Origin of the sequence: Muricomes intestini, assembly GCF_004346165.1 — a bacterium.
GTDB classification, from domain to species: domain Bacteria; phylum Bacillota; class Clostridia; order Lachnospirales; family Lachnospiraceae; genus Muricomes; species Muricomes intestini.
The window spans coordinates 156,311-167,957 of record NZ_SLZZ01000004.1 but is presented as its reverse complement, the minus strand read 5'-3'; the positions used below and the strand labels follow the sequence as shown (position 1 = coordinate 167,957).

General features: G+C 40.9%; 9 protein-coding genes. 1 reads left to right on the top strand and 8 read right to left on the bottom strand.

Annotation, left to right across the window (positions count from 1 at the left end):
- Position 1: 1 nt before the first annotated feature.
- The 7 genes from EDD59_RS04715 to EDD59_RS04685 form a co-directional block, all read right to left on the bottom strand.
- On the bottom strand, positions 2–1,606 hold the full coding sequence (locus EDD59_RS04715; protein WP_132379414.1) for a response regulator transcription factor: 1,605 nt from the start codon (positions 1,604–1,606) through the stop codon (positions 2–4).
- A gap of 487 nt (positions 1,607–2,093) precedes the next feature.
- Complete coding sequence (locus tag EDD59_RS04710; protein ID WP_165920861.1) at positions 2,094–3,110, bottom strand: substrate-binding domain-containing protein; 1,017 nt, start codon at positions 3,108–3,110, stop codon at positions 2,094–2,096.
- An 83-nt stretch (positions 3,111–3,193) separates the two neighbouring features.
- Positions 3,194–4,171, bottom strand: a complete 978-nt coding sequence (locus EDD59_RS04705; RefSeq protein ID WP_132379410.1) for an ABC transporter permease — start codon at positions 4,169–4,171, stop codon at positions 3,194–3,196.
- Between the two features lie 11 nt (positions 4,172–4,182).
- Positions 4,183–5,733: a sugar ABC transporter ATP-binding protein gene (locus EDD59_RS04700; RefSeq protein ID WP_132379408.1), complete on the bottom strand. Its 1,551-nt coding sequence runs from the start codon at positions 5,731–5,733 to the stop codon at positions 4,183–4,185.
- 16 nt (positions 5,734–5,749) lie between these two features.
- Positions 5,750–7,069, bottom strand: a complete 1,320-nt coding sequence (locus EDD59_RS04695; RefSeq protein ID WP_132379406.1) for an ADP-dependent glucokinase/phosphofructokinase — start codon at positions 7,067–7,069, stop codon at positions 5,750–5,752.
- 15 nt (positions 7,070–7,084) lie between these two features.
- The gene (locus tag EDD59_RS04690) at positions 7,085–7,945 is read right to left on the bottom strand and encodes a MurR/RpiR family transcriptional regulator (protein ID WP_165920860.1); all 861 of its coding nucleotides are present in this window, start codon (positions 7,943–7,945) and stop codon (positions 7,085–7,087) included.
- Positions 7,946–8,181: 236 nt separating this feature from the next.
- Positions 8,182–9,057, bottom strand: a complete 876-nt coding sequence (locus EDD59_RS04685; RefSeq protein WP_132379402.1) for a ketose-bisphosphate aldolase — start codon at positions 9,055–9,057, stop codon at positions 8,182–8,184.
- A gap of 321 nt (positions 9,058–9,378) precedes the next feature.
- Here EDD59_RS04685 and EDD59_RS04680 point away from each other — a divergent pair, with 321 nt between their 5' ends.
- Positions 9,379–10,575, top strand: coding sequence for a cupin domain-containing protein (locus EDD59_RS04680; protein ID WP_132379400.1), 1,197 nt, complete (start codon positions 9,379–9,381; stop codon positions 10,573–10,575).
- A 224-nt stretch (positions 10,576–10,799) separates the two neighbouring features.
- On the opposite strand, the gene EDD59_RS04675 is transcribed toward EDD59_RS04680, so the two are convergent.
- Entirely contained in the window at positions 10,800–11,240 is a 441-nt protein-coding gene (locus EDD59_RS04675; protein WP_132379398.1) for an RpiB/LacA/LacB family sugar-phosphate isomerase, read from the bottom strand.
- Positions 11,241–11,647: the final 407 nt, after the last annotated feature.

The window sequence follows — 11,647 nt, the reverse complement described above, 5'->3', positions numbered from 1 at the left end:
CCTAAGAATGCAGTTTGCGGTATAAAACCGGCTTTACCCCCACTGTCTTAGTAAAAATCTGGCTGAAATACCGAGAATCCCTATATCCTACGCTCTCACCTACAGCAGCAATAGTCTCATTTGTACTGCAAAGCATTTCTTTTGCTTTTTCCAGACGCACATTTACAAGATATGCGCTAAAATTAATCCCTGTCTCCTTTTTAAAAAGTACACTAAAATATACGGGATTAAGTCCCACAATGTCCGCAATATCCTCCAGCACAATCTTCTCGCCATAATGTTGATTTATGTACTGCCTGGCCTGTCGGACAGGTTTTGCCGATTCCGCCTCAATGGCCTCACGGCTCATATCTAAATAGTTTCCTAGTTCTATTTTTAAAAGATTTTTGAGTTGGGGAATAGAATAACAATGTTGGCAGTTTCCCTGAAGCCTCCTTCTGACCTGCCGTAATTCTTCCTGATGCATATCGATGCGTTCAAAAAACATCTCTATCAATTCATCTGCTACCCTATAGCACATAGAAAAGTCCATATCATCGCACAGCATAAAATTACTGTATATTTGATTAATACACTGTTCAAGGTTTTCTCGTGAGTAAGACTCTATACTTGACCAAAAGTTCTCACGGTACTTTTCCACACAATCCTTCCCCTGTTCACCATTATCTCCCGTTTTCAATCCTGTATATATCAGCCTTCCAGTTCCTGCTTTTATGCGGTTTTCCACTGCACGCCAGGACTCCTTCATAGAAAAACGGATTTCTCCAAATTCTGTTTTTTCTCTTCCAACGCCTATGGTCACTTCATATAGTTCAAACCCGATCAGATATTCTTTAATCTCGGACAATATATCATTAATGCTATTCTTTACCAGTTTTCTCTGACTATAGTTATAGTTAAAAAGGCAATAAAGGTGAAGATTCTCCTTTTCACAAATCAGCACCTCTTCTGTCACACCTTTCAGGATTTTCTCTACAATTGCAATCACTCTTTCTACTGTCAATCTATCCTGTTTTTTATCACTTTTATTATAATCTACATAATCCAACTTAATATCAATTCCTCTGTAAATGTCTCCGGTCAAAGGAATCCCTGCATTTTCTAACTCCAAGTCCTCATCTTGCTCAATAATATTTTTCAGAAAATCACGTTTTATAATTTGTTTACTTTCGGACACCTTTTTCTGCATTTCTCTTTTTTCTATTGATTTGTTTTCCAACATATCCAACTCATCATAAATTTTCTTCAGTACTGTATTAAGTTCATTTTCATTAATTGGTTTCAGTAGGTAATCATCTACACCATACTGAAGTGCACGATGCGCGTATTCAAATTCCTTATAGCCACTGACCACAATAAACTTAACCTTCTCGCTAATATCTCTTGTCATACAGATTAGATCAAGTCCGTTGATCTTGGGCATACGGATATCTGTGATGACAATATCGGGTATCTCTTCTTTTATAACATGCAATGCTGTTTCACCGTTATCCATCACATCTATACATTCCATATCTAATTCATTCCATTTGATTAACTTTTTGATTAGCATACCTATTCTAAGCTCATCATCAACAATCAAAACGCGCCATCTTTTCTCCTTCATTCTTCTGCACCCTCTATTCGACAATATCTGTTCGTAAAAAACCTGTTCCACTTTAATCTTTATATATGATGTAGGGGTCAAAAGGTATTTTGCCCCCTGATACCTACGGATTGCTCCGCACTTTGTGCTCCCGCAATCCTAAAAACATTCGAAATCCGCCCTACTCGGGCTTCTTTCTCATGTTTTGCGGGTCCCAAAGTCATGCTTTTTCATGCAAGCATGAAACGCATGACCTTTTGACCCTGGTATCTATATATTATAATAGTTATTGATTTCATACGCAATACAAGGTGTACTTGAGTTTCCACGCGGAAACTCGCTTATGCTCAATCAGCTAAAGTTCTATAGAAAAGAAGCTGAGCGCCAGTTAATTTTAATCAACTAGTGCAACAGCTCCTTCACTTTACAGTAAACAGTTGGGCACCCGCAATGCCACGCTGCTCCTCACTCTATCCCGATTTTCTATATTCTACCGCTTATCAGCTAATTATTTCAAGTATTCATCGACATTATCCTTTGTAATCAAAACGAAAGGTATCATAACCTCTTTTTCTGTCTCTTCACCTTTAAGCGCTTTCTTGATTAAGTCGATAGCACCTTCAACCTGAGCAGGGCCATCCTGGAGAACTGTTGCACCCATCTCCCCGTCCTTAACCATTTGCAATGGATTCTCGTTTCCATCCACCCCGACGCAGACAATATCAGACCTTCCTGCATCGTTACAAGCTTTCTGAGCCGCAGAGGACATATCATCATTGTCACAAATAATCGCCTTCAAATCGTCTCCATACTGATTCATCATATCCGTTGCTACATTAGCCGCTTTATCCGCTTGCCATTCACACGGGAAATCTCCAACAGATTCAAACTTATCATTATCCTTCATCAGATTTTCGATACCTTCTCCACGCTGGATTTGAGCTGAATTTCCAATAACACCCTGACAATGTGCATATTTGCCTCCATCCGACACATTATCAATAACCCATTGAGCCAGCATTTCACCTGCTTTCACGTCATCAGGTCCGACATAGGCCATCGCTACATCGTCTGTACTGTCTGTCTTTGAATTGACAACAATAACCTTGATACCGGCATCAGTCAGCTTTGTAACAGCAGCATCCGAAGAACTTGCCTCTGCCGGTAAAATAATTACATAATCACAGTTTTTTGCAATGCATTCGTCGGCACGGTCAATCTGCTTGTTTGCATCGGTCTCCCCGTCCAGGATCCCTGTCCAGTCATCAATTGTCCCGTCTTTTTTCAAGGCATCAAATGTTTTTTTTGCATAATCATTAATCGGTGCATGGAATGGGTCAACAATGTTTTTAGAGATGTATCCGCACATAATTTTCCCATCTCCATTCACATCCCCCACAACTTCTGAAGTCTCACCTTTGCTGCTTTTTCCGCCTTCTTCCTTCTTGTCACTTCCGCCACACCCTGTAGCCATTACAACTACTAGCGCCGCACAAAGTAACACACTCAACATTTTTCTTTTCATATACTTCTCCTCCATTTGGAATTAATTTATAATCCGAGGGTTTCACTCTTACCCTCAAAATTATCCGTAGTCTGGACAACCCCTTAATTTGTCTTTTTATTCATGACCATGTCAAGGAGTACCGCTCCTATAATAACAGCGCCCTTCGTCATGGATTGATAGTATGAATCAATGCCTATCAGGTTCATACCATTATAAATAAATCCAATAATAAAAATACCCATCAGTACGCCAGGGATAGTGGCAACTCCCCCCGCAAATGAGGTTCCGCCAAGTACACAGGCGGCAACTGCGTCTGTTTCATAACCTATGCCGATATTAGATTGAGCAGAAGCAGTCTTTGCTGTAAAGATAACCCCTGCAATGCCGGCCAGGAAACCAGAAATAGCATAAACTGCAGTTTTTGTCTTTATAACACTGACACCTGAAGCAATGGCTGCATTCATATTGTCACCCACTGCAAATATGTATCTTCCCAATTTTGTCCAGTGAAGCAGCAGATACATCAAAACAGTCACCAGTATCAACACCAGAATTGGAAAAGGAACCGCTGCTATTTTTGTAGAATAAATCCTTTTAAAGGCGGCATCCGTAATTGGAATTGCCTGTCCGCCGCTGATAAGCTGTGCAAGCCCCCGGATAATCAACTGCGTTGACAAGGTTACAACAAAAGGAAACATATTAAATTTCGAAATTAAAAGCCCATTTATGACTCCCCATAGAGTAGAAACCAGTACTGCAGCCAGAATTGCCAGTGGAATGCTCCAGCCTTTATTAGAAATCAACTGGCCCAGAATGCAGCTTACAAGTGCAAGCTGGGCACCTACAGAAAGATCTATACCTTCTGTTGTAATCGCAAGACACATACCATATGCAATCATCGCATTGATAGATACCTGTGTCGCAACATTAATCATATTACTTGCACTTCTAAACGACGGCTCCATAAAAGAAATAAATACCATCATCAGCACTAAGATTACTCCAATTCCGTATTTGCCCATAAACATGCGGAACTTATCGCCATCCATTCCCAAAATCTTTTCCTTCTCCTTTGCCATGACACATCCTCCTACATCCCGCCAAATGCTTTTGCTAGAATTTTCTCTTGATCTGTTTCTCCGCTTAGAATCTCTTCTCTAAGAACCTCTCCCCTGATCTTGCCTTCATGATAAACAAGTATCCTGTCACTCATTCCCATAATTTCCGGCAATTCAGAGGAGATCATGATAACCGCCAATCCTTTTGCAGCAAATTGACACATCAAATTATGGATCTCAGATTTGGCTCCTACATCCACACCTCGTGTGGGCTCATCCAAAATCAAAACCTTTGGATTTGCAAGGAGCCATTTTGCCAAAACAGTTTTCTGCTGATTGCCGCCGCTGAGGGAGAAGGCATCATGTTCAATACTGGCTGCCTTTAGTTTAAGTAAATTACCCATATTTAGACAATTTTTCTCCTCTTTCTTCTTATTCAGCAACATACCTTTCTGCATGATGGGCAATGTTGGGAGTGCTATATTTTCTCTGATTGAACGGTGAAGGGCAAGACCAAAGTTTTTTCTGTCCTCATTTACCATGCATATTCCCTGCTTAATTGCCTGGCCTGGCTTTTTTATCTTAATTTCTCTGCCTTCCAGGTACAGCTTTCCTTCAGTAATAGGATCCATACCAAAAATCGCTCTCATTGTCTCGCTTCGCCCGGAGCCAACCAGGCCTGAAATTCCGAGGATCTCTCCTTTTCTCACCTCAAAGCTGATATCATCAAAGCCCTTTCCACTAAGCCCTTCTACTTTAAATACAACTTCTCCAATTTCACATTCTACCTTCGGAAACACATTTTCTACTTTTCGGCCAACCATCATTGAAATTAATCCATCTCTGTCCGCAGCTTCCATGGATCGTGCCCCTACATAGGTACCATCACGAAATACAGATACATAATCACAAATTTCAAAAATTTCTTCCATACGGTGCGAGATATAGATAATCGCCACACCCTTTTCTTTCAGTTCCCTGATAATACTGAACAAATGTGCTGTCTCTTCACTATCCAGCGAAGATGTTGGTTCATCCATAATAATCAGTCTTGAGTTATAGGACACGGCCTTAATAATCTCTACCATCTGCATCTGTGCCAGGGTCAATTCCTTCATTAAGGTCTTTGAATTATATGGAAAATTAAATTTTTTTAAAATTTCATCCGCGCGTTTATTCTGCGCCCTTTTATCGAGAAGAATTCCCTTTGTATTTTCCCGTTTCAGAAAAATACTCTCCGCAATCGTCAAATGCGGCTCTGGGTTGAGTTCCTGATGAATCATGGAAATGCCTGCATTCAGTGCTTCTGTAGGCCCTTTCGCCGAATAGGGTTTCCCTTCAAATAGAATCTCTCCTTTATCCTGCTGATGCAGCCCAATAATACATTTCATTAATGTAGACTTTCCAGCCCCATTCTCTCCAAGAAGGGCATGCACCTCGCCCTGTCTGACAAGAAGTTCCACATTACACAGCGCCTGAGTACCGCCAAATGCTTTAGAAATCCCATGACATTCCAACACATATTTCTCTTGTTCGTCCGCTTTATATGTCAAATGTCTCACCTCACTTTTCTGTTTTTTCATACAATGACATAAAAAGTTATTTAACAAAGCACATCTGCATCCCTGCCACAAATGTATCTCCCAATCCTATGGTATACTTCGGTTTTTCCATATAGCGGGAGGGAACCAGTATTGCGGTGTGTTTAGGCTTCATCTTACTAATCTCCTCTGCAAACTCCAGTCCTGCCGGGCTTAAGTTTACCCCCAATGTTTCCCTGCACTCTGCCTGTGTACCATAGTGCCCGATTCTCGCTCTTGTCGCAGACATCAAGTTCCCCATAGTAAGTCCCATTTCCAAATCAATTTCCTCCATCTGTGCCCCATAATACAGGGCATAGTCCTTACTGTGCATTACAATTCCCTTTACCGGATAAAGTTCCAGAAGGTAGTCAAGAGCAGATAGTACCGATTCGATGTCGTTTTTATCCAGCTCATATTCCTTTTTCTTTGCCAGGTCAACAAGTTCCTCCTCGTTCATTCCCATGACATCTATATAACCAGATAGTACGGAATATAGATAATCTCTAATTCTGGCACTAATATAATGTGCGCTTTCAAAATATATCTTTAAGTCAGGGTTCCTGGCTTTCAATATCCGGTAATGTCTCTCAAGCTGTTCCAGCCTTTCCTTTAAGACATCCACATTCACAATAGCATTGAATCCTGAAATGTTATAAGAAAACATGCTTTCTGCGTTCTTCTCCAAATATTTCAAGAACTCTTCACGTACAGGCATCACTTTGTGCACCTGGTCATAATCCATAATCAGCCGGTTAGACAGTACAACTTCATATTCTTTTCCTCTCACCTTAAGAATATCGCCTTTCGGGTACTGCATAACTAAATGAATCAGTGACTCCTCATTTGATACACAGTTTCTGAGAGGTACTCTTTTTTCATTCTTTGTCGATTCCAGTCCCTCATATGTCATCCATTTTATTACTTCTTCTGACTGATCTGTAATATGTATCAGAGCCGGTACACCCATGGCTCCAAGTGCTGCCGCCCCCTGAGCACACGTGCCGCCCAGCCCATATTGGATTTCAAAATAATCTTTTAACTTTTCAATCACTTCTCCATTTGTAATTTCCACTTCTCCGCCATACCCATGAATTGCATAGTAACAGACGATTCTCGCGAAATCCTCCATATTATCTATGGTTTCTTCTTCCACAAAGGAGGGTTCCTCTTCCAAATGCTGTTCCAACAATTTGTTAAAGCCGCCTGCCTCCCATTTTATAATGGCATCGAGATTGCTGGTATAAGCGAATACTAACCTGCTGTCCGTTTCACGGCACCTGTCAATTATTCCAGGCACCTCGAGAAGATACTCTAAATATTTATCCCGATAAGCCATCTCTCTCCTCCGGTCTTATAATTTATATTCACTCAGTAGTAATTCAACATCATCATATGGTTCATCTTTCTTTTCATTCTCCGTATTTTCCTCAAAGGTGTCATAATGTTGAAGGATATATAAAAGCGCATCACTGATTGCAATTTCCAGAAGATGTGAATCCGGCTGGAGAACAGATGCTTTTGGTTTTTTTTCTACAACCTGAATGATGCAGTCTGCATATTCAGATAATTGAGTGTGTCTCTCCGCCGAAATCACAACGGTATGCATATTTTTCTTTTTCGCAAGCTCAATTGCCTGCAGAACCTGCTTTGAAGCGCCGGATCTGGAAATCGCAATAATCGTATCGTCACAGGTTCCGAGACTCACATGATTCAAAAAATGTTCCGGTATCATGGAGTAAGAGCATGGAATCCCGAATCTTTCCAGGCGGAATCCAAGATCCAGTGCAATGGGAGTTGTATTTCCTGTTGCTACAACGAATACCATCCTGCTCTTTTTGACAATTCCTATTACTTTTATCAGTAATCTAATGTCTATGGACTCTTTCAGTTCTGCAACTCTGGCAGCACTATACTCAAATAACCGCTGAGATGAATCTAACATTTCATTTTCATCATAGGAAACACTGCTTTTGCCTAAGTCGTTAGACATCAGAAGACGCATTTGATAATACCCCTGATAGCCTACGTGCTTGCACATTCTCACCACCGTGGCTTCACTGCTCCCACTTTTTTGAGCAAGCTCGGAAATATTTAACATAATCGCTTCTTCCGGATTATTTAGTATATATTCCGCCGCTTTTTTCTCAGCCGAAAACAAACTTTTAAAATTACTCTTTATGCTTTCAAGTACTGTGTCACTTCGTTCAGTCATCAAATTGTCTTCCTTTCTCATCCAGCAGCGATTTTTTCTATAGTATTATAACAATGATGTAGGGGTCAAAAGGTATTTTGCCCCCTGATACCTACGGATTGCTCCGCACTTTGCGCTCTCGCAATCCTAAAAACATTCGAAATTCGCCCTATTCGGGCTACTTTCTCATGTTTTTCGGGTCCCAAAGTCATGCTTTTTCATGCAAGCATGAAACGCACGACCTTTTGACCCTGGTATCATAACATTTCATTTAGTGAGTAATGTTTCACTTTGTCATCATCATTAAATAGCTTTACTTTATGCTCTACAACTTCCCCCATCGCTTTTACACTAGCTGGGTACAGATCAAAAGGTTCTCTGATTCTTGGATCCTGCAGTGTTTTTCTCAATTCCTGATAAAACGCATCTTTAATGTCAGAGGAAATGTTAATCTTGTTAATACCACGTTTTACCGCCTCTGCAATTTCCGAATCTTTATTTCCGGAACCTCCATGAAGTACCAGCGGAACAGATACTTTGCTTTTGATTTCAGATAACAGTTCCTGTTTCAATTCCGGTTTCATGCCCGCCGGATAAATTCCATGTGCGGTTCCTATTGCAACAGCAAGTGTATCACATCCCGTTTCTTCAACAAAGCGTACCGCATCCTCTGGTTTTGTATAAATAATATCATCGGTTCCCCCTTCTGTGTCCCCGTCCGTAGTCCCGATTGTCCCAAGCTCCCCCTCAACAGAAACTCCTAATGGATGAGCCAGCTCGCACACCCTTTTCGTAATTGCAATATTTTCTTCAAAAGGCAGGGAGGATGCATCAATCATAACGGAAGTGAACCCGGCTCTGATTGCTCTTACAATGGGTCCCCATTCACTGTGGTCCAGATGAATGCAAACAGGAAGCAATGACCTTGCAGCCCTGTCTATGCACATCTTAAGAAAGCTGTCCCCCTGGAACTCAAGTTCTGATGGATGGATTGCAAGAATTACCGGTGCCTTTAGTTTTTCACATTTATCCATGACACCATTTAATATCTGACCGGTACCAATATTAAATGCGGGCACCGCAAAGTTATGCTGGTTGGCTATTGCTAATAAATCCTTCATATTAAGTAACATATGTCTTTCCTCCTGGTTTCTCACAATTGATAAGTTTCTGTTTCTTTTCTATATCCGTATATTATCCCACAGGAAAGTTATTGTCAATATTTTATGAAAAAATTTTTTATATAATTATCTAATTTTTATAAATTTAAGTATTTATTTTTTTATTATATTGTGATATTATATATAAAAATCAAATCTATCAATATTTATATGAAATATTTTTTCATAATGTCATAATACCAGGGTCCCAAAGTCATGCTTTTTCATGCAAGCATGAAACGCATGACCTTTTGACCCTGGTATCATATCATTCATTAAAGGAGGTTTTCAATTATGAGTAATGTACGAAAAGTATTTGAGCGAGGCAAAGGTGTCCTTCATTTGATGCCAACATGGGTTCCGCGTGGCTTCAATGAGCCCGGAAAGCGTCTCCGTCTTCATCCAGATGACTATTTTGCATTAGGGATGGAGCGGGGCGGCATTTGCGAAAGATGGCTTGGTTCCCTGGCAAAGGCTCTCAATGGGCCCAAAACCGGGAAGACGGAAGGCATGAGTTATGTTCTCGAAGACGCTGCCGTTAAAAGCACACGTCTATTTAAAGACTATGTAGATGAGCTTGGGTCTGATTTAATTGGCGAACAGCTGATGGAAAATTACGGAACATGGCCGACATTTGCCAAATTATACGATTATGATAAGCCTCTCTTTCACCATCTACATCTGACAGAAGAAATGGCAAATAAAATTGGTATGCACGGGAAACCGGAAGCCTACTATTTTCCTATCCAATATAACAGCGCATATCTTGGAAGATTTCCGCTTACATATTTTGGATTTGATCCTTCCACAACAAAAGAGCAGGTTATGGACTGTCTAAAGAATTATGATTTAAAAGACACACGGATTACGGAACTGTCCCGTGCCTATCGTATTCAGCTTGGAACCGGCTGGTATACACCTGCCGGGGTCATCCATGCACCCGCTTCTCTGGTTACCTTTGAGCCGCAATGGAATAGTGATGTCAACACCATTATGGAAAATGTTACAATGGGTGAAGTAAACCCCCACCATATGTTAACAGATTGCGCTCCTGAGGATGAGAGAGACAATCTAGAGGCAATCTTCAACCAGATAGACTGGGAAGAAAGCACGAGACCCGACTACAAAGAAACTTATTTCCGTGTCCCGAAAGTAAAATCCGAGACAACAGAAGCCATTGAAAAGTGGGTTGCCTATGCAAATGAATGGGTTGCCGCAAAAGAAGTGACCATTATGCCAGGACAGACATACACGCTGACCGATCAGGCCTGCTACTGTGCAATTGTTGTTCAGGGCCATGGAACTTTCGGTGGCTTCGAATGCGAAGCTCCTGAACTTGTCCACTATGGTGATATTACCGGTGATGAATACTTCGTTTCTGAAACATCGGCAAAAAAAGGAATTAAAATTAAAAATACCAGCAGCTATCAGCCGCTGGTCCTTTTGCAGAACTTCGCGAACAATAACCCCGAAGTGCCTGCTTCTATATAGTCAATTTTATTGTTTTGCAAAACTCATAGAAAAAAGAGTCGGGCTTGTCAGACTCTCATGCCGGAGCGCGGTCGCTTTAGCGTCCTATTTCCTCTTGCGCACAGTGCCCAGCCCCCGGAGGATTTTTATATAATAGGAAACTTCGTTTCCTATTATATAAAAATCAGGTATATTCCCAGTTCCAAAGCCAGAGAATACCCGCTTTTTATAATTCAGCTTTTATACTACCTCTTATTATCATATTCTATAAATGCATCTACCTTAGGCTGTGAAGCACATCCCTCTTCAAATTCATTGGTCAAAAATGCATCTATCAGTTCTTCTCTCAGCTTATTGCCTGTAGTAAATGCTCCAAAACATGCAATATTTGCATCATTGCTGAGCCTTGCTCTTTTTGCTGAATATATATCAGAAATCAGTGCCGCATATGCCCCTTTTACCTTATTTGCCGATATAGACACCCCAATACCTGTACCGCAGATCAAAACCCCACGGTCATATTTCTTAGCTGCCACTGCCTCTGCAACGTCAACTGCCACATTCGCATAAATTGGATCGTCACTTCCAAAATCTGTGATCTCACCATATCCTTTGCTTTCCATAAATTTTATCAGTTCTTCTTTTGCTTTCTGTGCATTTGGGTCACAGCCAATCGCAATTTTCATCTTAAACTCCTCCTATTATTTTTTATTTCCGCGAGCAACGAGCCAAGCAGAAATGCTTGCATTTCCATTTGGCGACTGCCGCGAGGGTCAAATATCCCGTCAGCTTGCTGCAGGATTTTTGACTTTATATACCCTTCATTCTATTTATATTTTAACATTTTACTGCCATTTTGTCCACTTTCTTGCTTCTATTGATTGTGTTTCTCTTATACGTCCTTTATAATAAAATGATACCAGAGTCAAAAGGTCATGCGTTTCATGCTTGCATGAAAAAGCATGACTTTGGGACCCGCAAAACATGAGAAAGCAGCCCGAGCAGGGCGGATTTCGAATGTTTTTAGGATTGCGGGAGCACAAAGTGCGGAGCAATCCGTAGATATCAGGGGGCAAAAGGTGTTAAAGATTAG

What these genes read in the sequence shown, in the direction of transcription:
- EDD59_RS04715 (WP_132379414.1), bottom strand. Translation starts at nt 1,606, where the DNA reads ATGAAGGAGAAAAGATGGCGCGTTTTGATTGTTGATGATGAGCTTAGA.
- EDD59_RS04710 (WP_165920861.1), bottom strand. Translation starts at nt 3,110, where the DNA reads ATGAAAAGAAAAATGTTGAGTGTGTTACTTTGTGCGGCGCTAGTAGTT.
- EDD59_RS04705 (WP_132379410.1), bottom strand. Translation starts at nt 4,171, where the DNA reads ATGGCAAAGGAGAAGGAAAAGATTTTGGGAATGGATGGCGATAAGTTC.
- EDD59_RS04700 (WP_132379408.1), bottom strand. Translation starts at nt 5,733, where the DNA reads ATGAAAAAACAGAAAAGTGAGGTGAGACATTTGACATATAAAGCGGAC.
- EDD59_RS04695 (WP_132379406.1), bottom strand. Translation starts at nt 7,069, where the DNA reads ATGGCTTATCGGGATAAATATTTAGAGTATCTTCTCGAGGTGCCTGGA.
- EDD59_RS04690 (WP_165920860.1), bottom strand. Translation starts at nt 7,945, where the DNA reads ATGACTGAACGAAGTGACACAGTACTTGAAAGCATAAAGAGTAATTTT.
- EDD59_RS04685 (WP_132379402.1), bottom strand. Translation starts at nt 9,057, where the DNA reads ATGTTACTTAATATGAAGGATTTATTAGCAATAGCCAACCAGCATAAC.
- EDD59_RS04680 (WP_132379400.1), top strand. Translation starts at nt 9,379, where the DNA reads ATGAGTAATGTACGAAAAGTATTTGAGCGAGGCAAAGGTGTCCTTCAT.
- EDD59_RS04675 (WP_132379398.1), bottom strand. Translation starts at nt 11,240, where the DNA reads ATGAAAATTGCGATTGGCTGTGACCCAAATGCACAGAAAGCAAAAGAA.